Source organism: Luteimonas suaedae (assembly GCF_008312895.1).
GTDB lineage: Bacteria > Pseudomonadota > Gammaproteobacteria > Xanthomonadales > Xanthomonadaceae > Luteimonas > Luteimonas suaedae.
Genome location: NZ_VSSP01000002.1, coordinates 204,877 through 228,016 on the forward strand (window position 1 = coordinate 204,877; position 23,140 = coordinate 228,016).

At 68.9% G+C, this 23,140-nt stretch carries 24 protein-coding genes; 8 read left to right on the top strand and 16 right to left on the bottom strand.

The features are described 5' to 3' along the window. Window positions 1–135: 135 nt before the first annotated feature. The 5 genes from FXO19_RS05095 to FXO19_RS05115 all read right to left on the bottom strand — a co-directional run bounded on the left by FXO19_RS05095 (window position 136) and on the right by FXO19_RS05115 (window position 7,206). The gene (locus FXO19_RS05095) at window positions 136–2,439 is read right to left on the bottom strand and encodes a thiamine pyrophosphate-dependent enzyme (protein WP_149193997.1); all 2,304 of its coding nucleotides are present in this window, start codon (window positions 2,437–2,439) and stop codon (window positions 136–138) included. 167 nt (window positions 2,440–2,606) lie between these two features. Next, complete coding sequence (locus FXO19_RS05100; protein ID WP_149193998.1) at window positions 2,607–4,085, bottom strand: SLC13 family permease; 1,479 nt, start codon at window positions 4,083–4,085, stop codon at window positions 2,607–2,609. 168 nt (window positions 4,086–4,253) lie between these two features. Further along, window positions 4,254–4,787, bottom strand: a complete 534-nt coding sequence (locus tag FXO19_RS05105) for a GNAT family N-acetyltransferase (RefSeq protein ID WP_425481443.1) — start codon at window positions 4,785–4,787, stop codon at window positions 4,254–4,256. A 169-nt stretch (window positions 4,788–4,956) separates the two neighbouring features. Beyond that, window positions 4,957–6,120, bottom strand: a complete 1,164-nt coding sequence (locus FXO19_RS05110) for an acyl-CoA dehydrogenase family protein (protein ID WP_149194000.1) — start codon at window positions 6,118–6,120, stop codon at window positions 4,957–4,959. A 297-nt stretch (window positions 6,121–6,417) separates the two neighbouring features. Further along, window positions 6,418–7,206, bottom strand: coding sequence for a glycine zipper 2TM domain-containing protein (locus tag FXO19_RS05115; RefSeq protein ID WP_149194001.1), 789 nt, complete (start codon window positions 7,204–7,206; stop codon window positions 6,418–6,420). 166 nt (window positions 7,207–7,372) lie between these two features. Here FXO19_RS05115 and FXO19_RS05120 point away from each other — a divergent pair, with 166 nt between their 5' ends. Further along, window positions 7,373–7,609, top strand: coding sequence for a DUF6116 family protein (locus FXO19_RS05120; RefSeq protein WP_149194002.1), 237 nt, complete (start codon window positions 7,373–7,375; stop codon window positions 7,607–7,609). Window positions 7,610–7,627: 18 nt separating this feature from the next. Then, a complete protein-coding gene (locus FXO19_RS05125; RefSeq protein ID WP_149194003.1) occupies window positions 7,628–8,416 on the top strand; it encodes a TatD family hydrolase in 789 nt (262 codons plus the stop codon). A gap of 55 nt (window positions 8,417–8,471) precedes the next feature. Here the strand turns inward: FXO19_RS05125 and FXO19_RS05130 are convergent, their stop codons facing one another. Then, window positions 8,472–9,287 carry a tRNA threonylcarbamoyladenosine dehydratase gene (locus FXO19_RS05130; RefSeq protein WP_149194004.1) on the bottom strand — a complete coding sequence of 272 codons (816 nt, stop codon included), beginning with the start codon at window positions 9,285–9,287 and terminating at the stop codon, window positions 8,472–8,474. A 174-nt stretch (window positions 9,288–9,461) separates the two neighbouring features. Here FXO19_RS05130 and FXO19_RS05135 point away from each other — a divergent pair, with 174 nt between their 5' ends. Continuing rightward, window positions 9,462–9,914, top strand: coding sequence for a cytochrome c (locus tag FXO19_RS05135; RefSeq protein WP_149194005.1), 453 nt, complete (start codon window positions 9,462–9,464; stop codon window positions 9,912–9,914). Window positions 9,915–10,115: 201 nt separating this feature from the next. Then, complete coding sequence (locus FXO19_RS05140) at window positions 10,116–10,592, top strand: glycine zipper 2TM domain-containing protein (protein WP_149194006.1); 477 nt, start codon at window positions 10,116–10,118, stop codon at window positions 10,590–10,592. Window positions 10,593–10,663: 71 nt separating this feature from the next. Here FXO19_RS05140 and FXO19_RS05145 read toward each other — a convergent pair whose 3' ends face one another. Further along, the gene (locus FXO19_RS05145; RefSeq protein WP_149194007.1) at window positions 10,664–10,873 is read right to left on the bottom strand and encodes a cold-shock protein; all 210 of its coding nucleotides are present in this window, start codon (window positions 10,871–10,873) and stop codon (window positions 10,664–10,666) included. A 263-nt stretch (window positions 10,874–11,136) separates the two neighbouring features. Between FXO19_RS05145 and FXO19_RS05150 the strand changes: the two genes are divergently transcribed. Further along, window positions 11,137–11,631, top strand: a complete 495-nt coding sequence (locus FXO19_RS05150) for a DUF456 domain-containing protein (protein WP_149194008.1) — start codon at window positions 11,137–11,139, stop codon at window positions 11,629–11,631. A 10-nt stretch (window positions 11,632–11,641) separates the two neighbouring features. Continuing rightward, window positions 11,642–12,796: a phospholipase A gene (locus tag FXO19_RS05155; RefSeq protein ID WP_149194009.1), complete on the top strand. Its 1,155-nt coding sequence runs from the start codon at window positions 11,642–11,644 to the stop codon at window positions 12,794–12,796. A gap of 125 nt (window positions 12,797–12,921) precedes the next feature. Here the strand turns inward: FXO19_RS05155 and putP are convergent, their stop codons facing one another. The 5 genes from putP to rlmE form a co-directional block, all read right to left on the bottom strand. Then, window positions 12,922–14,430, bottom strand: coding sequence for a sodium/proline symporter PutP (putP, locus tag FXO19_RS05160; RefSeq protein ID WP_255516301.1), 1,509 nt, complete (start codon window positions 14,428–14,430; stop codon window positions 12,922–12,924). Between the two features lie 796 nt (window positions 14,431–15,226). Beyond that, window positions 15,227–16,126: a dihydropteroate synthase gene (folP, locus tag FXO19_RS05165; protein ID WP_149194010.1), complete on the bottom strand. Its 900-nt coding sequence runs from the start codon at window positions 16,124–16,126 to the stop codon at window positions 15,227–15,229. Beyond that, window positions 16,126–16,281 (bottom strand): hypothetical protein, encoded by a 156-nt coding sequence (locus FXO19_RS19150; protein WP_187775635.1) that lies wholly within the window; start codon window positions 16,279–16,281, stop codon window positions 16,126–16,128. The genes folP and FXO19_RS19150 overlap by 1 nt, the downstream gene beginning before the upstream one ends. A 74-nt stretch (window positions 16,282–16,355) precedes the next feature. Next, window positions 16,356–18,284 carry an ATP-dependent zinc metalloprotease FtsH gene (gene ftsH, locus FXO19_RS05170; protein WP_149194011.1) on the bottom strand — a complete coding sequence of 643 codons (1,929 nt, stop codon included), beginning with the start codon at window positions 18,282–18,284 and terminating at the stop codon, window positions 16,356–16,358. Between the two features lie 173 nt (window positions 18,285–18,457). Then, window positions 18,458–19,084 (bottom strand): 23S rRNA (uridine(2552)-2'-O)-methyltransferase RlmE, encoded by a 627-nt coding sequence (gene rlmE / locus FXO19_RS05175; protein WP_149194202.1) that lies wholly within the window; start codon window positions 19,082–19,084, stop codon window positions 18,458–18,460. 79 nt (window positions 19,085–19,163) lie between these two features. Here rlmE and yhbY point away from each other — a divergent pair, with 79 nt between their 5' ends. After that, on the top strand, window positions 19,164–19,469 hold the full coding sequence (yhbY, locus tag FXO19_RS05180) for a ribosome assembly RNA-binding protein YhbY (protein ID WP_149194012.1): 306 nt from the start codon (window positions 19,164–19,166) through the stop codon (window positions 19,467–19,469). Window positions 19,470–19,670: 201 nt separating this feature from the next. Continuing rightward, window positions 19,671–20,075: an Mth938-like domain-containing protein gene (locus FXO19_RS05185; RefSeq protein ID WP_149194013.1), complete on the top strand. Its 405-nt coding sequence runs from the start codon at window positions 19,671–19,673 to the stop codon at window positions 20,073–20,075. A 225-nt stretch (window positions 20,076–20,300) separates the two neighbouring features. On the opposite strand, the gene FXO19_RS05190 is transcribed toward FXO19_RS05185, so the two are convergent. Genes FXO19_RS05190 through surE form a run of 4 tightly spaced genes read right to left on the bottom strand, consistent with a single transcriptional unit; the run spans window position 20,301 to window position 23,096 of the window. Then, window positions 20,301–21,098 carry a peptidoglycan DD-metalloendopeptidase family protein gene (locus FXO19_RS05190; RefSeq protein ID WP_425481445.1) on the bottom strand — a complete coding sequence of 266 codons (798 nt, stop codon included), beginning with the start codon at window positions 21,096–21,098 and terminating at the stop codon, window positions 20,301–20,303. After that, the gene (locus FXO19_RS05195) at window positions 21,041–21,625 is read right to left on the bottom strand and encodes a YqaA family protein (RefSeq protein WP_149194015.1); all 585 of its coding nucleotides are present in this window, start codon (window positions 21,623–21,625) and stop codon (window positions 21,041–21,043) included. Before FXO19_RS05195 ends, FXO19_RS05190 begins: the two co-directional genes overlap by 58 nt. Continuing rightward, entirely contained in the window at window positions 21,625–22,317 is a 693-nt protein-coding gene (locus FXO19_RS05200; protein ID WP_149194016.1) for a protein-L-isoaspartate(D-aspartate) O-methyltransferase, read from the bottom strand. Before FXO19_RS05200 ends, FXO19_RS05195 begins: the two co-directional genes overlap by 1 nt. Beyond that, a complete protein-coding gene (surE, locus tag FXO19_RS05205) occupies window positions 22,314–23,096 on the bottom strand; it encodes a 5'/3'-nucleotidase SurE (RefSeq protein WP_149194017.1) in 783 nt (260 codons plus the stop codon). Before surE ends, FXO19_RS05200 begins: the two co-directional genes overlap by 4 nt. Between the last annotated feature and the right edge of the window lie 44 nt (window positions 23,097–23,140).

The window sequence follows — 23,140 nt, forward strand, 5'->3', positions numbered from 1 at the left end:
CGACTTCCCGGCGGCGGCATGTCGCCGCCACTCCCACGAATCAACGGTCTTCGCAGTTCCTGCCGTTGTGGGAGCGACGGAAGTCGCGACTGCGAACCTTCGGACGGTCCGGTCGCCCGCTTCAGCGCGCCCGGGTCAGGAGGCCGGTACGGGCGTCAGTTCAGCGGCGGCAGCCAAGATCTCCTGCTCCGACGGAATGACCAGGAACGCCGCGCCGGCCAGCGGCGTGAAGGTATCGGCGCCGACCACCCGCCGCAGCGGCTTGTCGCCGAGGCCGGCTTCCACGATCGCGGTCACGATGCCCTCGCCCACGCCGGCGCTGCGGCGGCCCTCGTCGACCACGATCACCCGCGCGCATTCGCCGGCGTGGCGGGCGATCGCCGCCTCGTTGAGCGGCAACAGCCAGCGCAGGTCGACCACCCGCACCCGCCAACCCTGCGCCGCCTCGATCGCGCGCGCGGCACGCAGGCTCATCGGCACGCCGTTGCCGAAGGTGAGGATCACCAGGTCGCTGGCGTCGGCCCCGTAGACCCGCTCCTCCCCGAGCACCAGCGCCTGCTCCGGCGGCGGATAGGACGTCAGCCATCCGCCGTCGCCGGCATCGAACAGGTCCTTGGCCATGTACAGCGCGATCGGTTCCAGGAACGCGCACACGCGGCCGTCCACCTTCGCCAGCGCCACCAGCGTGCGCAGCATCATCGCCGCGTCGTCGCCGCGCGACGGGCAGCCGATCACCAGTCCGGGGATGTCGCGCAGCGCGGTGACCGAATTGTCGTTGTGGAAATGCCCGCCGAAGCCGCGCTGGTAGCCGAGCGAGGCGATACGCATGACCATCGGGTTGCGGTACTGGCCGTTGCTGAAGAACTGCAGGCTGGCGGCCTCGCCGCGGATCTGGTCGCAGGCGTTGTGGAAATACGCCAGGTACTGGATCTCCGGCAGCGGCAGCATGCCCATGTTGGCGAAGCCCTGCGCCAGGCCGAGGATGGTGGTCTCGTCGAGCAGCGTGTTGAACACCCGGCGCGCGCCGAACGCCTTCTGCAGGCCCTTGGTGACGGTATACACCCCGCCCTTCTGCGCCACGTCCTCGCCGAACAGCAGCGCCTCGGGATACTTGGCGAACAGGTCGTGCAGGGCGTTGTTGATCTGGATCGCCAGATGCCGCGGCGGCAGGCGCTCGGGCAGCTTCTCCTCGCCGCCGAAGGCCGCGATGCGCCGCGCGCCGTAGTCGGCGCGCGTGGCTTCGGTGCGCACCGCGTCCGGCGTGTACGGGGCCAGCGGCGCCGTCACTTCGTCGAGGGTCGACAGCCGCGGGCGGCGGTCGGCATCCTCGGCCGCGGCGAAGCAGCGCTTGCGGGTGTCTTGGTACAGCGCGAGGATCTCGTCCTGCGACATCAGCCCGGATTCGAGCGCGATCGTCGCCGAACGCAGCAGCGGATCGCTGGCCTCCACCGCGCACAGCTCGGCCAGGGCGCGCCATTCGATCTCGAAATCGGTGCCGGCATGCCCCATCAGCCGCGCGGTGCGCAGGTGCAGGAAGGTGGGCCGGCGGGTACGGCGGCAATGCTCGACCGCGCGCTGCACATCGCCGTAGCCGGCGGCCAGGTCGAGCCCGTCGGCGAAGAAGTAATCGAGGTCGGGCCGCTGCGCGAAGCTGCGCGCGATCCAGCCGTCCGGCGTCTTCACCGAGATGCCGATGCCGTTGTCCTCGCATACGAACAGCACCGGTGCCGGCAGCCGCTGGTAGGCGGTCCAGGCCGCGGTGTTGAACGCGGTCTGCGCAGTGGCGTGATTGGCGCTGGCATCGCCGAACGAGCACACCACGATGCTGTCTTCCGGTACCGGCAGCGCATGGCCGATGCGGCGGCCCTGCTCGATCGCGATCGCGGTGCCGAGCGCCTTGGGCAGGTGCGAGGCGATGGTGGAAGTCTGCGGCAGCACCCACAACGGCTTGCTGCCCCATACCTTGTGGCGGCCGCCGCTGGCCGGATCGTCCTTGCTCGCGGCGAACGACAGCGCCGAGTCCGTGATCGGATCGAGCTTCTGGCCGGCATCGCCCGGCAGCTTGCGGAAGCGCTCGGCCATGAAAGCACCGCTGCGGTAGTGCAGGAACGCGGGATCGGTATGGCGCGTCAGCCGCGCCACCATCGCGTTGCCCTCGTGCCCGGAGCTGCCGATGGTGTAGAAGACCTTGTTCTGCACCCGCAGCACGCGCGCCATCAGGTCCAGGTGGCGACTGACGAGCTGCGACTCGAACAGTTCGCGGAAACCCCGCGTGTCGAGCGCGCTGCCGATGAGCACCGGCTCGTCCGGCGCCGGCGCGGCGCCGACGCGCCCCGGCCAGCCACGCACGAACTCCTGGAAGTTGACGTCGCAGATCTCGGCGCGGTTGAGGCCGCGCATGCGCGCGGGGATGGGGTCGGGCACGGGCTGGAAGGTCATTGCGATCGGATGCGCTGGTGGGCGGAAGCGGCCTATTGTCCTACACCGTCGCGTTGGCCGTAGCCCTCTGGCGTGGAGCAGCTGTAGGAGTGCACCGCCGGGGCGCGACCGGATTTCCTGCGAAGGCGGTCGCGCCCCGGCGGTGCACTTCTACGCTATGGGCGGGGTCAATAAGCCGAGCACAACCCGCCGCCGGCCAGCGATGCGGCAAGCGTCACCAGCACCACGCCAATGATGTTCAGCACGATCCCGGCGCGGGCCATCTGCCCGATCGTGACGTGCCCGGAGCCGAACACGATCGCATTGGGCGGCGTGGCCACAGGCAGCATGAAGGCATAACTGGCACCGAGCCCGATCGCCACCAGCAGCGGCACCACCGGCACGCCGAGGCCGAGCGCCACCGCTGCCAGCACCGGCGTGAACGCGGTCGCCATGGCGGTGTTGCTGGTCAACTCGGTGACGAAGATCACCAGCACCGCGACCGCGAACACCACCAGCAGCATCGGCGCACCGGCCAGTCCGTACAGGCCGCCGGCGATGAAGCCATCGACCCCGTGCATGCCGATCGCCGCCGCCAGCGCCAGCCCGCCGCCGAACAGCACCAGCACGCCCCAGGGCAGGCGCACCGCGGTCTCCCAGTCGAGGGTCGCGACGCCGCGCGCCGCCGGGATCAGGAACAGCGAAAGCGCACCGGCCATCGCGATCACCGCGTCGGTCAAACCGGGCAGGCCGAACCAGGCCGCCAGCTGCGGCCGCAGGATCCAGGCTAGTGCAGTGAGCGAGAACACCACCAGTACCACGCGCTCGCCGCGCCCCATCGACCCGAGTTCCTCGCGCATGGCGCGGATCTGCGCCCGTCCCTGCGGCAGCGCGCGCACGCGGATCGGGAACGCCAGGCGGGTCAGGTACAGCCACGCGAGCAGCAGGAACACCAGCATCACCGGCACCCCGAAGCGCATCCACGCCAGCATGGTGATGTCGCAGTCCAGCCGCTCGCGTGCGTAGCTGGCGACGACCAGGTTGGGCGGCGAGCCGATCAGTGTGGCCGAGCCGCCGATCGAGGCGGCGTAGGCGATCGCCAGCATCAGGCAGGTGGCGAACAGCCGCGCCTCCTGCTTCGGGACTTCGGCGCCCTCGCGCAGCAGCATCCCGACCACCGACAGGCCGACCGGCAGCAGGATGATGGTGGCCGCGGTATTGGAGATCCACATGCTGAGGAAGGCGGTGGCGATCATGAAGCCGGCCACCAGGCGCCGCGGCGAAGTCCCCACCAGCAACAGGATGTTCAGCGCCAGGCGCCGGTGCAGGCCCCAGCGCTCCATCGCCAGCCCGAGCATGAAGCCGCCCATGAACAGGAAGATGATGTCACTGGCGTAGGGCCGCACCGCCTCGGCCGGGGCCATCACCCCGAGCAGTGGAAACAGCACCACCGGCAGCAGCGCGGTGGCCGCCAGCGGCACCGCCTCGCCCAGCCACCAGACCGCCATCCATACCGCGACGCCCGCGGTCATGCGGCCCTCGGCGGACAGGCCGCCGGAATCCGCGTCCGGGACCAGCCAGAACACCAGCAGGCCGAGCAGCGGCCCGCCCCAGCGCGCGACGCGCCGCGGCCAGTCCCGCGCCCGCTCCACCGTATTGGACTGCAACCCGGCCTCTCCCCGTCCGTCGAGGAGCCGACCTTAGCAGCCGACTCCAGCCCCGGTCATGCTGCGCGGCAGGCACCGGTCAGCCACCGTGTTCGTACCGGACGCTTGTCGCGTCCGGACATCTCCGCGAGGCCAAAACGGTGGGCCAAAGCCCACCACAACGGTCGCTCACGGCCGCCGCGCGCGCCATTGCTCGCGGGTCTGCCCCCAGACGTCGACCGGCACGTCCTCGAACGGCGCCGGCAGTCCGCCGACGCGCAGCTTGCGCGACCCCAGTCGCTCGGCAAGCTTCTGCGAAGGCACGTTGTCCGGATCGATGCAGTGGATGACCTCCTGCCAACCGAGCCGGTCGAATGCCCAGTCGATCGTCGCGACGGCGGCTTCGTGCGCGTAGCCGCGGCTCCAGGCGGAGCGCCGCAGCGACCAGCCGACTTCGTTGCCGGGCCAGCCTTCCGGCCGCCACGGCCCGGCCTGGCCCAGCCATTCGCCGCTGGCGCGGTCGACGATCGAGAACATGGCGAAGCCCTGCAACGCCCAGGCCCCCGGCATCTGCAGGAACTTGCGCCACGCCGCCGGGCGCGGCAGGTGGCCGCCGATGTAGCGCGCGGCGACCTCGTCGCCCATCAGCTCGGCATAGCCTTCGAAATCCTCGATGCGCGGCAGACGCAGGAGCAGGCGCTCCGTCTCCAGCATGATGTCCATCACCATCTCCCTTCATCGTAGAAGCGCGCCATGCGCGCGATACCGCGGGCATCTCGCCGCCCGCGAATTCCGGTGACCGGCGCGCCTGCCGGTCCGGAATCGCGGCATCCACCGGATCCTGCCGACACCCGCCGTATCGCGCGCATGGCGCGCTCCTACGGATTCGGCTTCAGAAGGCACTGATGCCGGTCAGCTCGCGGCCGACCACCAGCTGGTGCACGGTCTCGGTGCCCTCGTAGGTGATCACCGACTCCATGTTGAGCGCGTGCCGGATCGGGCAATGCTCGGTGGTGATGCCGGCGCCGCCGAGCAGGTCGCGCGCCTCGCGGGCGATGTCGATCGCCATGCGGCAGTTGTTCCACTTGGCCAGCGAGACCTGGGTCGGCTGCATGTTACCGGCATCCTTCAGTCGGCCGAGCTGCAGCGACAGCAGCTGCGCCGAGGTGATGCGACGCGCCCAATCGGCCAGTTTCAGTTGCGCGCTCTGCGTCGCGGCAACCGGACGCTCGAACAGGATGCGCTCCTTCGAATAGTTCAACGCTTCGTCGAGGCAGGCGATGGCGGCGCCGATCGGCCCCCAGGTGATGCCGTAGCGCGCCTGCGTCAGGCAGCCGAGCGGGCCCTTCAGGCCCTTCACGTTCGGCAGCCGGTTTTCCTCCGGTACGCGCACGTTGTCGAAGTACAGCGCACTGGTCACCGAGGCGCGCAGGCTCATCTTGTGCTTGATCTCCTGCGCACTGTAGCCGGCGAAATCCTTCTCCACCACGAAACCCTGGATCCCGTCCTCCGTCCGTGCCCAGACGATGGCGATGTCGGCCAGGTTGCCGTTGGTGATCCACATCTTGGAGCCGTTGAGGATCCAGTCGTCGCCGTCGCGCTTGGCGTGGCTCTTCATGTTGGCCGGGTCGGAGCCGCCGTGCGGCTCGGTCAGGCCGAAGCAGCCGATCACCTTGCCGGCCGCCATGTCCGGCAGCCAGCGCTTGCGTTGCTCCTCGCTGCCGTAGGCGAAGATCGGGTACATGCACAGCGATGACTGCACGCTGGCGAAGCTGCGGATGCCGGAATCGCCGCGCTCCAGCTCCTGGCAGATCAGGCCGTAGCTGACCGAGTTGAGGCCGGCGCAGCCGTACTCTTCCGGCAGCGTCGCGCCGAGCAGGCCCAGCCCGGCGAGCTCCGGGATCAGTTCCGCCGGGAACCGCCCCTGGTCGAAGCAGTCGCCGATGATCGGCAGCACGCGTTCGTCGACCAGGCGCGCCACGCTGTCCTGCACCGCGCGCTCCTCCTCGCTGAGCAGGGAACGGACGTCGTAGAGATCGTAGGGATGCAGGGCCATGGCGGGCGGATGTCGTCGGGAAACCGGCATTGTAGCCAGCCAGGCGGCGCCGAACGAGCGCGACGCGCCTCGGTGCTCCCTTGCGTCATGCCTGTCGCGGCTCGCCAGGTGACTCCCGCCGCTCCCACAAGAGCGAAAGCTGCGGTGAGCCATGCCTTGTGGGAGTGATGGCGGCTCGTCGCCGCCGCCCCCTGCAGGCAGAGCGCCGCGATCCACCGTGCAACGAGAAGGGGCCGGATCGCTCCGGCCCCTTTGGGTCACGCCTTGTCGCCATGGACCGCGTCGGCGACGCGCCGCTTACTGGCGGTCGGTGTCGCTTTCCAGCGCGGCGGTCTGGGTCACCACCTGGCCGTCGAGCACCGGCAGGCGCTCACCCGGCTTCTGCTCCATGCGCACGGTGCGCTCGCGGCCGTCGTAGCGGTAGGTCACGTCGTAGGCCACCGGCACGTCCTCGGTGCCGAGCTTGATGCGCTCGCCCGGCTTGCTGCCGGTGCGCATGGTACCGGTGCTGCCGTCCGGGTTGCGGTAGGTCACGTTGTAGGCGACCACGCGCGAGGACTGCGAGCTGTCCTGCACGGTGCGGCACTGACGGTCCACGCGCTCAACCACCTGGCCGCCGACGTGGCGCCGGTCGATCTCGCGGCCGGCGAATCCGCCGCCGACCGCACCGGCCACCGTGGCGAGCTTGCGGCCCTTGCCGCCGCCCACCTGGTTGCCGACCAGTCCGCCGATCACGGCGCCGGCCACGGTGCCGCCGACGTTGCCGTCGCGCTCGGGCAGGCGCTCCTGCACCACCACGTCCTCACACACCTGGCGCGGCGAGCTGCTGGTCGTGGTCTCGCTGACCGGCTCGCTGCCGATCACGGTGGCGTACAGGTCCTGTTTCTCGGTGACGGGCTCGACCTCGAGCACGTCGGCGTATTCCAGGCTGCCTGCGGCCGGGATGGCACCGTCGTCCACCTGCTCCTGGGTCAGCGCGTCCTCGCCCTCGGGCGCGGCATCGCGGCTGTTGTTCTGGAACGCGGCCACGGCCACGCCACCGACCAGCAGGGACGCCAGTGCGATTGCCAGAGTGTTGTTCTTCATCGTCGCGCTCCTCAGGGGAGAGTCCCCAATTTCGTCAACGGAATTTCAACATCCCCACCCTGAACAGAGGGCCGCCGACAGCGGGCGAACCTGACGCCGCCATGAACACTGCCGGTACCGGGCCCATGCTAGCGTGCCCGGTATCGATCCATCGCGGACTCCACGCATGCGCCCCCTCCTGCTCGCTCCACTGTTGCGCTGGTTCGGCCGCCTCAGCTATCCGCGCCTGTTCGGGCTGACGGCAGTCCTGTTCGCCATCAGCGTGGTGCTTCCCGATCCGGTGCCCCTGGTCGACGAGTTGCTGCTCGGCCTCGGCACGCTGTTGCTGGCCAACTGGAAGCGCCGCAAGGGCGCCGGCGACGAGCGCGAGCCGATCGAGGGCGAATCCAGCCGCCGCCGCTGAGCACGCACGCCGGCCGCCATGCACACGCTCGTCGACAGCCATTGCCATTTCGACGCCGGCGAGTTCGATCACGATCGCGACGCCGTGCTCGACCGCGCCCGTGCGGCGGGCGTCACCCGGCAAGTGGTGCCGGCCATCGACGCCGCCGGCTGGCCGAAGCTCCGCGGGATCTGCGCGGGAACGAGCGGACTGCATCCCGCCTATGGCCTACACCCGATGTTCCTGGACCGACATCGGCCCGGCCACCTCGGCGAACTGCGCGACTGGATCGAGCGCGAACGCCCGGTGGCGGTCGGCGAATGCGGACTGGACTACTACGTCGACGGGCTGGACCGCGATGCGCAGCAGGATTACTTCGAAGGCCAGTTACGGCTGGCCCGGGACTTCGGGCTGCCGGTGATCGTGCACGCGCGACGCGCGGTGGAGGCGGTGATCGCCGCGATCCGCGACGTCGGCGGGTTACGCGGCGTGGTGCACAGCTTCGCCGGCAGCCAGGAGCAGGCACGGCAACTGTGGAAGCTGGATTTCATGATCGGCCTCGGCGGCCCGCTGACCTACGAACGTGCGAAACGGCTGCGCCGGATCGTGGCCGCCATGCCGATCGAACACCTGCTGCTCGAGACCGACGCCCCGGACCAGCCGGACGCCGAGATCCGCGGCCAACGCAACGAGCCCGCGCGTTTGCGGCACGTCCTGGATACGGTGGCGGCGCTGCGCGGCGAGTCGCCGGATGCGATCGCCGCCGCGACCACTGCGAATGCGGAAAGGCTGTTCTGGCTGGAAGGCAAGAGTGAAAGGCAGGAGTGAGTGGAGAGGAGTGAGAAACGAGAGAGAGAGAGAGCGATCCACCTTCTCTCGTTTCTCACTCCTCTCCACTCGTTTCTCGCTTTTCGCTTCCACGCAGCAGCATCGCCAATGCCTTGCCCGCGGCGGCGAAGGCGAACGCGCCGGTGACGTGGGTCGCGGCGCCCAGGCCTGCCCCGCAGTCGAGCTTGAGCGCCGCGTCGGCGCCCAGCTTCGGCCGCAGGCCGCAGACGCTGCCGTCGGCCTGCGGATAGCGCACGTTCTCCAGCGAATACACCGCCGGCACGCCGAAGTAGCGCTTCGGCCCCTTGGGAAAGTTGAACTCGCCGCGCAGCTTCTTGCGCACCAGCGCCAGCATCGCGTCGTGCTCGGTACGCGAGAGATCGCGCACGCGCACCAGGGTCGGGTCGATCCGGCCGCCGGCCGAGCCGACGGTGATCACCGGCTGCTTGCGACGACGGCACCAGGCGATGGCTTCGACCTTGCTGCGGAAGCTGTCGCAGGCGTCGAGCACCAGGTCGTAGCCGCGGTCGAGCAGTGCATCCAGATTGGACGGCGTCAGGAACGCCGCCACCGGCTCGACCGCGATGTGCGGATTGATCGCCAGACAGCGCTCGGCCATCGTCTCGGCCTTGCCGCGCCCGTAATGTCCCTGAAGCGCCGGCAGCTGGCGGTTGGTGTTGGACAAGCACAGGTCGTCGGCATCGATCAGCGTCAGCCGTCCGACGCCGCTGCGCGCCAGCGATTCCACCGCCCACGAGCCGACCCCGCCCAGCCCGACCACCGCGACGCGGGCCCGCGCCAGGCGCGCCAGCGCGCCGCTGCCGTAGAGCCGGTCGATGCCGGAGAACCGATCGGTCCAATGCGTATCCATGTGCACAGTGTAGGTCGACCGGCCCTGTTCCGGCCCCGGATGCGACGCTGCAACCGGGGCTGCCGTCTCCCGCCCGATCGACTCCGCGGCCGCAATGCGGTCGGCCCGGAAGCACGCCCGCAATGGCGTGCTATGTTTTGCCGCACGCCAGCACCCAGACGCACGGAGCCCGCCATGTCGACTTCGCCCGATGACGGCAACACCGGCCGCAAGCCATCCGCCGCCGGCCGTTACCTGTTCCTGTTCCTGCTGGGGCTGGTGGCCGGGGTGGTCGCGACGGTGATGATCGTACGCGCGATCCAGGCCCGCGCCGACCGTTTTCCCGACAGCGTGATGCAGGTGCAGCAATGGCATCTGGGACAGCTGCGCAGCCGGGTCGAGGAAAACCGCTGTAGCGCCACCGACCTGCTGCCACACCTGCGCGCACTGCGCACGATGAGCGACGACCTCGAGCCCGCATTCCCGAAGCTGCGGGACGACAAGCGCTTCGCCCAGCACGCCAGCCATCTGCGCGCGACGCTCGATGCCGCGCTGGCATCGCCGCCGCTGCACTGCGCAGGCCTCGGCGCCACGGCCAAGGAGATCGGCGAGGCCTGCAGCGGCTGCCATCGCGATTTCCGCGGTTGAGTTGAATGGCTTGCCCGCGGCGGGGTCGCGGACATGCGCCAGCCGATGAACGATGGCTGCACGCACGGGCCGCCACCGGCATCGCTGCGCGGCAATTCTCGGCGCGTTCACGATCGCGCTCCTACGCTCGACGACGTGGAGTTCACGGTGCCGGATGGCACCCGGCTCCCTGTCCCGACATTCCCATTCCGGAGAGATGCGATGAAGACCCGTCTGATCGGCACAACCATGCTCGCAGCAGCCGCGTTGGCCCTTGCCGGTTGCGCCTCCTCCCCCGGTTACGGCCCGGGTTACGGCAGCACGTCCTCGCCGGGCTACGGCACGCCATCGTCGTGCTACGACTGTGGCACCGTGACCCGCATCGAGCGTACCTCGGACGGCAAGCCCAATGTCGCCGGCCCGCTCCTGGGTGGCATCGTCGGCGCGGTGGCCGGCAAGGAACTCGCACGCCGCAACACCGACAGCGAAGGCCGCCGCAACGTCGCCACCGCCGGCGGCGCCGTGGCCGGCGCCGTGGCCGGCAACGCGATCCAGAACCGCGCCGAGGGCAGCGGCGTCTACAACGTGCACGTGCGCATGGAAGATGGCCGCACCGTGGTGCTGTCCCAGGCGGACCTGGGCGGTATCCGCGAAGGCTCCTACGTCCGGGTGCAGGACGGTCGCGCCTGGGCCCGCTGAACCGGGCCACACGAAAAAACCCGGCCTCGCGGCCGGGTTTTTTCATGCCTCGCTGATGCCGCCGGAACCGCTCAGGCGGCTTCCACCTCGTCGGCCTGCAGGCCCTTCTGCCCCTGCACGACCACGAAGCTGACCTTCTGGCCTTCCTTCAGGCTCTTGAAGCCCTGCATCTGGATCGCGCGGAAATGCACGAAGACATCCTCGCCGCTTTCGCGGCTGATGAAGCCGAATCCCTTGGCGTCGTTGAACCACTTCACGGTACCGATCTCGCGTGTTGCCATGTGCATCACTCCCTGGAACTGCTGACTGGTCTGTTTGGATCGACTGACACCGTTTCCGGCGGCTGGTTGCAAGGAGGAAGCGGGAACTTCGTGTAGCGGATCGGTAAGCTGCAAAGCGCGGATCGACTGCACCAGGCCACGTTTCAGGTGACCTTGACAAACACAGCGCGAGCAAATTACCCCGGCATTTGCCAAAATGCAATCGCGTGCCCCGGGGCCCTGTCGGACGCATTCGCGGCCACCCGCAGACGCATGGAGAGCCCATGGAAACGCAGTCGATCTGGTACGCGATCGCCCTGATCCTGGTGTTGGTCGGCATTCTAGGCACGGTGCTGCCGGCGCTGCCCGGCCTGCCGCTGGTGTTCGTCGGCATGCTGGTGGCGGCATGGGCCGGCGGCTTTGAGCAGATCGGCGTGATGACGCTGGTGATGCTCGGCGTCCTGACCGTGCTGTCGCTGCTGGTGGACTTCTGGGCCGCGGCGATGGGCGCCAAGCGCGTGGGTGCCAGCCGCAAGGCGCTGATCGGCGCGGTGATCGGCACCTTCGCCGGATTGTTCTTCGGCATCGTCGGCGTGTTCGTCGGACCGTTCGTGGGCGCGGTGGCCGGCGAACTGCTGCACGGACGCCGGCTCGGTGGCGTCGGCCACGCCGCACGGGTCGGCGTTGGCACCTGGATCGGTATCGTGGCGGCCGTGGCACTGAAACTGATGCTGGCCTTTGCGATGATCGGTATCTTCGCGCTGGCCTGGCTCAACTGAGGAATCCACCATGACCCGCAACGTCAACCGCCTGGCCACAGCGATCGCGTTCGCCCTGCTCGCACCTTGCGCACAGGCCGCCGAGGACCGTCGGGCCGCGCTGGATGCCTGTGCCGCGATCAGCACCGATGCCACCAGGCTCGCCTGCTACGACGAGGCGATGGGTCGAAGCGCCCTTGGTCCCGCCAAGGCCGACGCCGCCGCGGCCAGTGCTCGTCTGGCGCGAGAGGCCGAAACCGAGGCCGACACCGCGGGCGCGGGCGCAGGCGAACGCGCACGCCGCAGGATCGACGGGATGTTCGTGCATGACCCCAACGACCCGCTGGAGGCCGCCATCGCCAACGTCGGCAAAGGCTCACTGCTCGACACCCGCTGGGAGCTGGCCCGCGATTCCAAGCTCGGGCTGTTCAACTTCCGTGCCTACAAGCCGGTCTATCTACTGCCCGCGTTCTGGACCAGCAAGACCAATCCGCTGCCGTCATCGCCCAATCCGCGCAATGTCGTCACCGAACCGGAATCGCTCGACAGCATGGAGGCCAAGTTCCAGCTCAGCTTCAAGACCAAAGCGCTGGAGAACCTGTTCGGCGACAACGGCGACCTGTGGATGGGCTACACCCAGGCCTCGCACTGGCAGGTCTACAACAGTGAGGAGTCGCGGCCATTCCGCGAGACCAACTACGAGCCCGAAGTGCTGCTGGTGTTCCGCAACGGCTACAGCCTGCCCGGCGGGTGGAAGGGGCGGATGGCCGCGGTCGGCATCAACCACCAGTCCAACGGCCGTGGAGATCCGCTGTCGCGCAGCTGGAACCGGGTGATGTTCAACGTCGGCCTCGACCGCGAGAACTGGGCGCTGATGCTGCGCCCGTGGGTGCGCATCTCCGACGGCAGCGACGATGACAACCCGGACATGGAAGACTACATGGGCCGCGGCGACCTGACCCTGGTGCATGTGCGCGGCGGCCATCAGTTCTCGCTGATGGCGCGGCATTCACTGCGCGGCGGTGACCGCTCGCACGGCGCGTTGCAGTTCGACTGGGGCTTCCCGATCCACCGCGCCTTCCGCGGCCACCTGCAGGTCTTCGACGGCTACGGCGAGAGCATGATCGACTACAACCACCGCGCGACCTACATCGGCCTGGGCATCTCGCTGCAGGAGTGGTTCTAGCAGGTGTCCCCGGACCAAGACGGGGCTGTAGAGGTGAACCCCTCAAAGCGGCCAATCACCGCCTGAAGGCGGCAGACGCACTTTTCCTTTGACAGCCTCCCGCAGAGCCGGGGGCTTCCGGGAAATCAATACCCGGTTTCGCGCAGCGAGAGGCGCACCTGCTCGTGCGTGGCCTGGATCTCCTGCGGCGGCTCGCGATCGAGCAGGCTGACCACGATGATCGCGACCGTGGCGGCGATGAAGCCCGGCACCATCTCGTACAGCTCCATGTCGAAACGGCCGATCGCGATCTGCTTCCACGCGATCACCGTCACGGCGCCGACAACCATGCCCGCCAGCGCGCCGTTGCGGGTCATCCGCTGCCAGAACAGCGCCAGCAGCACGACCGGGCCGAAGGCGGCGCCGAAACCGGCCCAGGCGTACGAGACCAGCCCGAGCACGCGGCTGTCCGGATCGCGCGCCAGCCACAGCGCCACCAGCGCGGTCAGCAGCACGCCGGCGCGACCGGCCCAGACCAGTTCGCGCTGGCTGGCCTGCTTGCGCAGGAAACCACGGTAGAAGTCCTCCGAAAGCACGCTCGAGCACACCAGCAGCTGGCTCGACAGCGTGCTCATCACCGCCGCCAGGATCGCCGACAGGATAATGCCCGCGACCCACGGGTTGAACAGCTGCTCCACCAGGCTGATGAACACGCGCTCGGCGTTGGCCTGTACCGGGCCGGCGACGTCCGGGTTGGTGGCGTAGTAGGCAATGCCCAGGAAACCCACGGTGAGCGAGCCGGCCAGCGACAAGGTCATCCAGCCCATGCCGATGCGGCGTGCCACCGGGATCGTGGCCACGCTATGGGCGGCCATGAAGCGCGCCAGGATGTGCGGCTGCCCGAAATAGCCCAGCCCCCAGGCGATCAGCGAGATGATGCCGATCCACCCGAGGTCGCCGCGGAACCAGTCGAGGCGGGACGGGTCCAGCTCCCGGATCACGTCGACGCTGGCCTCGAATCCGCCGACGTGCATCAGCACGATCACCGGCGTCAGCAACAGCGCGAAGAACATCAGGGTGCCCTGTGCGGTATCCGTCCAGCTGACGGCAAGGAACCCACCAACCAGGGTGTACAGGATCGTCACCGCGGCCCCCCACCAGATCGCCTGCGCGTAGGGCAACGCGAACACGCTCTCGAACAGTCGCGCGCCGGCGACCACGCCGGAGGCGCAGTAGACGGCGAAGAACACCAGGATCACCAGCGCCGAGAACACGCGCAGCACGCGGCTGTTGTCGCGGAAGCGGCTGGTGAAGAAGTCCGGCAGGGTCAGCGCGTTGTCGGTGCGCTCGGTGTAGACGCGCAGCGGGCCGGCCACGTATTTCCAGTTCAACCAGGCGCCCACGACCAGTCCGATCGCGATCCACGCCTCCGACACGCCCCCCAGGTACATCGCGCCCGGCAGGCCCATCAACAGCCAGCCGCTCATGTCGGAAGCCCCGGCGGACAGTGCGGTCACTCCGGGGCCGAGCCTACGCCCGCCGAGAATGTAGTCGTCGAAGTTCTTGGTCGAGCGCCAGGCGACGAAGCCGATCAGCACCATTGCGGCGAGATAGACCGAGAACATGACGATGAGCGGCGTGCTGGCAACCATCATAGGCAGACATCCCCCGAAGATGACGAGACGCGGCCACGGGCGGCGGCGCCAAACGTCCAGCCTAACGCACCTGCCGCCGCACTTCAGCCCCGGTTACCCACAGCGGCTGTGGACAAGCCCACGGGCCAAGCTGTGGACAAGTGCCGACGAGGCCGGCGCGGCGCGGGTTGCGCCTGTCATGGCGAAGTCATGACCACGTGCCCAACGGCTGTCCTGCCGGCGGCCGCCCGGGCCATCGGGTGAGGTGGCCCCGCCCGATGGTCGAAGTTCGCAATGGCCGACGGCAACAGCCGCGCCTGGCCCTGCTTTCCTGTCAAACCGCAACACCGTTCGGAGCGGGCCGCGGGATTCGCGCCAACCAAGCGAGTATCGGGGAGCGACTTGGCGTGGATCCCGCGGCCCACCTCCATGACTGGCTTTTCGCTTTGCGACGCGCGCACGAAGGCTGAAGTCCAGCCAGCTGGCGGGCCATCGGGCGGGGTGGCCCCGCAAGTCGCTCCCCGATACTCGCTTGGTTGCGGCGCCACCCCGCCCGATGGTCGAAGTTCACCGCTACCGGTCGCAACGGCAACAGCAACAGCATTGGCGGACCACCGCGCCCTGCTTTTCCACCAGTTCGCGGCGAGGTGGGGAGCGGGCCGCGGGATTCGTGCCAACCAAGCGAGTATCGGGGAGCGACTTGGCGCGGATCCCGCGGCCCGCCCCCGTAACCGGAGTCTTCGCTTTCGGCACGGCACGAAGGCTGAATCCAGCCGGCGGTGGACCATCGAGCGCGGTGACGGCCCGACGATTCGGCTCAGGCGTCGTCGGGCCAGCGGACCGCGGGCGCGGCGGGGGCGGCACGCGGCAGCGGCACGGCGGCGACCGCGGCCCAGACCTTGAGCGCATCGACCGTGGCCGCCACGTCGTGCACGCGCACGATGCCGGCACCATGCTGCGCGGCGATCAGGTGCGCGGCGACCGAACCGTGGACGCGCTCGGCCGCGATCTCGCGCCCGACGAGCTGGCCGATGGTGCGCTTGCGCGACAACCCGGCCATGACCGGCACGCCGAGCTCTGTGAAACGCCGCAGCTGCGCGAGCAGCATGAGGTTGTGCTCGCGCGTCTTGCCGAATCCGAACCCGGGATCGACGACGAGGCGCCGCTTCTCCACCCCTGCCATCTCGGCGGCGAAGATGCGCTCGGCGAGGAAGCGGTGCACCTCGCCGACGACGTCGTCGTACTGCGGCGCCTCCTGCATCGAGCGCGGCTCGCCGAGCATGTGCATCAGCACCACCGGCACGCCGAGCGCGGCAGCAGCATCGAGTGCGCCCTCGCGGCGCAGTGCATAGACGTCGTTGATCATGCCGGCGCCGGCATCGACCGCAGCGCGCATCACCTCCGGCTTGGAGGTATCGATGCTGATCGGCAGCGACACCTCCTTCGCCAATCGTTCGATCAACGGGATCGTGCGTCGCAACTCCTCCTCCAGCGGCACCGCCTCGGCGCCGGGTCGGGTGGACTCGCCGCCGACGTCGAGGATGTCCGCGCCCTGTTCCGCGAGTGAGAGGCCCTGCGCGATCGCGGCCGGCAGGTCGAAGTGCGCACCGCCGTCCGAGAACGAATCCGGCGTCACGTTGACGATGCCCATCACCCGCGGGCGGTCGAGCCGGAGGGTGCGGCCGGCACAGTCGAGTTGCGGAACGGTATCGAACATCAGTCCTTGTTCCTGTCGTTGCGGTAGATCCGGATGGCGATGCCGACGGCGGTATCGTCGATCGCGGCGCCGACCACGGCACCCGCGCCGATCCCGGCCGCGAGCCCGAGCGGCATCCACGTCGGATCGTCCTTCGGGTTCCGGGCCGCGGCCATCGTTCTTCCGAAAGCAAAAAAGGCCAGAGCGGACTCTGGCCTTTTCGCGATTGCGCCGCAACCGGATGCCGCGACTAGGTCTGCTCCGCCGGGTCGCCGATCGGCGGTAGCGGCCGGCTGTCGCCCTTGTCGCCGCCGTCCTTGCCATCGCCGGGCCCGCCATTGCCGGGCCTGTTCCAGCCGATCGGCGGCGGCGGCTCGCGGCCTTCCATGACGGCATCGATCTGCGGCACGTCGATGGTCTCGTACTCGAGCAGGAGCTTGGCCATGGTGTGCAGCTTGTCGAGGTTGTCGGTCAGGATCTTGGTGGTGCGCCCATAGGCCTTGTCGAGGATGCTGCGCACCACCTCGTCGATCTTGCGCGCGGTATCGTCGGAGACCGACTTGTGCTGGGTGACCGATCGGCCGAGGAATACCTCGTCCTCGTCCTCGCTGTAGGCGATCGGCCCCATCTCGCCGGACAGGCCCCACTTGGTGACCATGTTGCGCGCCATCTTGGTGGCGCGCTCGATGTCGTTGGAAGCGCCGGTGGTGACCTTGTCCTCGCCGAAGATCAGCTCCTCGGCGACGCGGCCGCCGTACAGCGAGCACAGCTGCGACTCGATTGCGGTGCGGTTGTAGCTGTACTTGTCGCCCTCGGGCAGGTACATGGTCACGCCCAGCGCGCGGCCGCGCGGAATGATCGTGACCTTGTAGACCGGGTCGTGCTCGGGCACCAGGCGGCCGACGATGGCATGGCCGGCCTCGTGGTAGGCGGTGAGCGTCTTCTCCTGCTCGCTCATCGCCATCGAGCGGCGCTCGGCGCCCATCATGATCTTGTCGCGCGCCTTGTCGAAGTGCTCCATGCGCACGCCCTTGGCATTCTCGCGCGCCGCGAACAAGGCCGCCTCGTTGACCAGGTTGGCCAGGTCGGCGCCGGAGAAGCCCGGCGTGCCGCGCGCGACGACCATCGGCTTCACGTCGTCGTCCAGCGGCACCTTGCGCATATGCACCTTGAGGATCTGCTCACGACCCTTGACGTCGGGCAGGCCGACCACGACCTGGCGGTCGAAACGTCCCGGGCGCAGCAGCGCCGGATCGAGGACGTCGGGACGGTTGGTCGCCGCGACCACGATCACGCCCTCGCCGCCCTCGAAACCGTCCATCTCGACCAGCAGCTGGTTGAGGGTCTGCTCGCGCTCGTCGTGGCCGCCGCCCAGCCCGGCGCCGCGGTGGCGGCCGACGGCGTCGATCTCGTCGATGAAGATGATGCACGGCGCGTGCTTCTTGGCCTGCTCGAACATGTCGCGCACGCGGCTGGCGCCGACGCCGACGAACATCTCGACGAAGTCGGAACCGGAGATCGAGAAGAACGGCACCTTGGCCTCGCCGGCGATCGCCTTGGCCAGCAGCGTCTTGCCGGTGCCCGGCTGGCCGACCATCAGGATGCCGCGCGGGATCTTGCCGCCGAGCTTCTGGAACTTGGTCGGATCGCGCAGGAATTCGACCAGCTCCTCGACCTCCTCCTTGGCCTCGTCGCAACCGGCGACGTCGGCGAAGGTGACCTTGGTCTGGTCCTCGTTGAGCAGCTTGGCGCGCGAGCGGCCGAACGACATCGCGCCCTTGCCGCCGCCCTGCTGCATCTGCCGCATCATGAAGAAGAAGAAGCCGATGATCAGCAGGACCGGCAGGAAGTTGATCAGGATGTAGACGAACGACGGCCCGCTGGCCGGCGGCGCCTGCTTGATCTCGACATTGTGGTTGATCAGGTCGTCGACCATGCGCTCGTCGCGGCGCGGCGCGATCACGGTGCCCTTGGCCCCGTCCTTGCGCTCGAAGGTGAGGGTCTTCTCGTCCTCGGCGATGTCGACCTTCTTGATCTGGTCGTTGCGCACTTCCTCCATGAACTGCGAATACACCACCTCCTGGGTGCCGGCGGTGCGCGGACTGAAGCTCTGGAACACCACCATCAGCACGACGGCGACGATCACCCAGAGCATCAGATTTTTCACTAGATCGTTCATGGACTTGTCAGCTCTGGAGTTTGTAAATGGTCACGCAACCGGCACCGCGATAGTACTTTGAACCCACATTGTGGCTGCCATCCGCAGCGAAACCAAGCCGGTCCCGGAGGGTCCGGCCGCGCCATCCATGGCGAGGCGATCGCGACTGCAACGGATGCCGGCAAGGCATCTGCTCAGCGCGGTCGCTTGCCCTGCGCCAGGGCATAGACTTCCGGCGAACGCTGGCGCGACGCCGACGGCTTGCGGATCGACACCTTGTCGTAGCGGCGGCGCAGCTCCCGGACGTAGTCGTCGAACCCGACGCCCTGGAACAGCTTGATCAGGAAGGCGCCGCCCGGCCGCAGGTGGTGATCGGCGAAATCCATCGCCAGTTCGGCCAGATGCATCACCCGCGGCTGATCCACCGCGTCCATGCCACTCTTGTTGGGGGCCATGTCCGACAACACAAGGTCGACGGGCGTGTCGCCCAGCAGCGTCTCAAGCTGCGATAAGACCGCATCCTCCCTGAAGTCGCCATGAAGAAACTCCACCCCGGCCAGGGGCGGCATCTCCAGGATGTCCAGCGCCACCACCCGCCCGCGCTCGCCGAGCGCCTGCCGCACCCACTGCGACCAGCCGCCGGGCGCCGCGCCGAGATCGACCACGGTCATGCCGGGTTTCAGCAGGCGGTCGCGGGCAAGCAGCTCCTCCAGCTTGTAGGCGGCACGCGAGCGCATCCCCTCTGCCTGCGCCCGCTTGACGAAGGGATCGGAGAAGTGTTCCTTCAGCCAGCGTTGGCTGCTCTTGCTGCGCGAGGCCATGGGTTCGGGAAGTGCCGGCAAATCAGGAATTTCCGGGGGTCATGATACTCTGCAACATCCATTCGATCCTTCGCGCCGCATGAGTACCCGCCTGACCGCCTCCCAGTCCCGTTTCCTTCGCGGTCAGGCCCATGGGCTCAAGGCGATCCTGCAGATCGGCGGCAAGGGACTCACCGACGCGGTGGTCGCCGAGGTCGATAATGCCCTCGAGCACCATGAACTGATCAAGGTCCGGGTGGCCGCCGGCGACCGCGGCGAGCGCGATGCACTGGTGGACGATCTCGCCGGGCGCAGCGGCGCCGCGCTGGTGCAGCGGATCGGCAATGTCGCGGTGCTCTACCGGGCGTCGAAGGACAAGCGCCAGATCGTGCTGCCGAGGGCTTGAAGAGCCGGGAATCGGGATTCGAGAATCGGGAATCGGCAAAGCGGAAGCCCGGTGCTCGTCATCCCGCCGGCCTTCAGCCGAACGGCTGGTCAAGCCGGGATCGCGCTTCCCTGCAGCATCCGAGACCGGCGGCAAGATCGAAATGGATCCGGACACTTGCGCTCTGGCACGACGCTTCAATCTCTTCCCGATTCCCGGCTCATGCAGTTCAACCTTGAAAAACTCGACTTCGATTACTTTCTCCGTGGCGCCGATGCGGCCTCGGCGCTGGTGAACGAACGGCAACTGCGCGCGAGCTTCGTCATCGCCCCCGATGCACTGGTCGAGGATTGGCCGGTGCAGGACGTGACCGCGATGGCACCGGCCGACCTGGACCCGCTGCTGGCACTGTCGCCCGAGGTCGTGGTGCTCGGCACCGGCGACAGGCAGGCCTTTCCGCCGGCAGAGGTGATGGCCGCGTGCCTGTCGCGGGGCATCGGGCTGGAAAGCATGACCAATGCCGCCGCCGCGCGGACCTATCAGGTGCTCGCCGGCGAGGGACGACGGGTGGTGGCCGGGTTCGTGCTCGAAGGCCGGGATTCTGGAGCCGGCACCAGGAATCCGTAAGCGCGAGGCCCGCTTCCGATCGGGTACCACGCACTCCTACTATCTCGCTTTCGACGCCTGCCTTGCCCCGAGGCCGTCTCAGCGATCGAGGAGATTCGGCAGCGGATCGATGGGCTTTGCTATGACCGCCGAACCGGGGGCGGCTTGCAGCCCACAGAACGGCGCTCCTGTGAGCCCGGCGCGCGCTGCGCTGGAATCCCGCTCCGGCAGCCAATAGCCAGCAGACTATCGGCGCGGCAGATAGGCGAGCGGATCGACGGGCTTGCCGTTGTGGCGGATCTCGAAGTGCAGCATGTCGCGGGCGGTGCCGCTGCGGCCCATCTCGGCGATCTGCTGGCCGCTGCGCACGCGCTCGCCCTCGTTGACCAGCCGTGCGCGGTTGTGGCCGTAGGCGGACAGCCACTGGTCGTCGTGCTTGACGATGATCAGCTCGCCGTAGCCGACCAGGCCGGAGCCGGAGTACACGACCACGCCGTCGCCCGCGGCCCGGACCGGCTGGCCGCCGTTGCCGGCAATGCCGATGCCCTGCTTGGTCGGGTCGCCGTTGGCGAAACGGGTGATGATCTGGCCGTCCGCGGGCCAGCGCCAGGCCACGGAACTGCGTGCCGGGGCGGTCGTAGGCGATGTCGGCTGCGCCGGAGGCGGCGTCGAGCCAGTGGCCGGCGGGCGCGTGGGCGTGGTGGTGGCGGTGCGGGCGCCGGAGCCACTCGGATAGAGGCGCAGCCGCTGGCCCGGATAGATCGTGTACGGCGGCGAGATGCTGTTCCATGTCGCCAGGTCGAGCGGGCTGATGCCGTTGTCGATGGCCAGGCCGTACAGGGTGTCGCCGCGTTTGACGGTCACCGTCTGCCCCGGCTTGGGCGTCGATGCGCCCGCCTGCGGCACGCGCGTGCCGCTTTCCCGGATCACCCGGCTGCTGCCGCAGGCACTCAGCAGCACGAGCGCCACCAGTACGATTGCCATCCTCATCCGCGCAACTCCATCCACACCAGTCCGACGATCACGATCGCGGCCACCGCCCATCCCAGCAGTTCCACGTAGCGCCGCAGCACGCGCTCCAGCCGCTCCCCGCCCCACGCGATCAGGCCGGCAACGAGGAAGAAGCGTGCACCACGGCCGATGAAGGAACCCAGTACGAAGGGGACCAGGCCGATGCCGGTGGCGCCCGATGCGATCGTGAACACCTTGTATGGAATCGGCGTGAACGCCGCAAGGAACACGAACCAGAATCCGTAGCGCAGGAACATGTCCTGGACGCGGCGGAACGGCTCGTCCCAACCCATCGTCTGCATCCACGGCCAGATCGCCTCGAGCGCGAAATGGCCCAGCGCATAGCCGAGCAGCCCGCCGACCACCGAGGCCAGCGTGCACATCAGCGCCAGGCGCCACCATGCCCGCGGCTGCGCCAGTGACATCGGCGCCAGCATCACGTCCGGCGGCACCGGAAAGAACACCGACTCCGCAGCGCTCAGCGCCACGAGATAGCGCGGCGCATGATGGTGCCGCGCCCAGACCAGGCAGCGGTCGTAGATCGCTCCGAACAGGCGCATCAGTCGATCAATCCCGACAGCAGCGGCACGAACACCACCGGCGCCAGCTCGGTACGCTCGATCGCGCCGTCGGCGCCCTTGCGCAGCCGGACAAGGACCTGTCCGCCGCCGCCGCCGACCGGCGCCACCAGGACGCCTCCCGGCGCAAGCTGGTCGGTCAACGCCTCGACCAGCGCGGGCGCCGCCGCGGTCACCAGGATGCCGTCGAAGGGGCCGTTCCCGGACCAGCCGATGCGGCCGTCGTCGTGCTTGCTGCGCACGTTCAGGCCCAGCGCGCGGAACCGCTTGCGCGCCACCCGCAGCAGTTCGCCGATGCGCTCGACGGTGTGCACCTCCAGCCCCAGCGCGGCGAGGATCGCGGCCTGGTAGCCGGACCCGGTGCCGATCTCGAGCACCCGCACCGGCGCGGCGGCGGACGGCAGCCCCGCCAGCAGCGTTTCGGTCATCTTCGCCACCACCCACGGCTGCGAGATGGTCTGGCCGTGGCCGATCGGCAGCGCGGTGTCCTCGTAGGCGCGGGTGGCCAGCGCCTCGTCGACGAACAGGTGCCGCGGCACGGTGCGGATGGCGTTGAGCACGCGCTCGTCGGCGATGCCATTGCCGCGCAGGCGCTCGATCAGGCGGTCGCGCACCCGCTGCGAGGTCATGCCGACGCCGATCGCCTCGGGCTGCAGCCGCAGGCGCGGCGTCATGCGCGCGCCTCCCGCAGCTCGCCCGCCAGGCCATCGACCCAGCTGGCGACCTGTTCGAGCGCCTGGTAGCGGGTCAGGTCGACGTGGATCGGGGTGATCGCGATGGCGCCGTTGCGGACGGCGTGGAAGTCGGTGCCGGGCCCGGCGTCGAGCTCGGGACCGGCCGGGCCGATCCACCACCAGGTCCTGCCGCGCGGGTCCTCCAGCGGCACGCACGGCTCGGCGCGGTGGCGGTTGCCCAGCCGGGTGACCTCGAAGCCGGAAATCTCGCTCCACGGCCGGTCCGGGACGTTGACGTTGAGGATGGTGTCGGCGGGCAGCGGATCGGCGCCGAGCCGCTCGACGATCTCGACCGCGGCGCGCGCCGCGGTCTCGTAATGGCGGCCCACGTGTGCGGCGGTGACCAGCGACATCGCCACCGCCGGCAGCCCGAGGAAGCGGCCCTCCATGGCGGCGGCGACGGTGCCCGAATAGATCACGTCGTCGCCCAGGTTGGCGGTGTTGTTGATGCCGGAGACGACGAGGTCCGGTTCGCGTTCCAGCATGCCGGTGATCGCGACATGCACGCAGTCGGTCGGCGTGCCGTGCACGCGCCAGGTGCTGTCGTCGACCTGCACGACGCGCAGCGGCATGTCCAGGGTGAGCGAGTTGCTGGCGCCGGAGCGGTCGCGGTCGGGAGCGACGATCAACACCTCGTGGCCGGCCTCACGCAGGCCTTCGGCGAGAATCCGGATGCCGGGTGCATCCACGCCGTCGTCGTTGCTCACCAGTATGCGCATGGAAGATGGGTCGCGAAATGCGACCATCATAGCCGAAGCGCCAA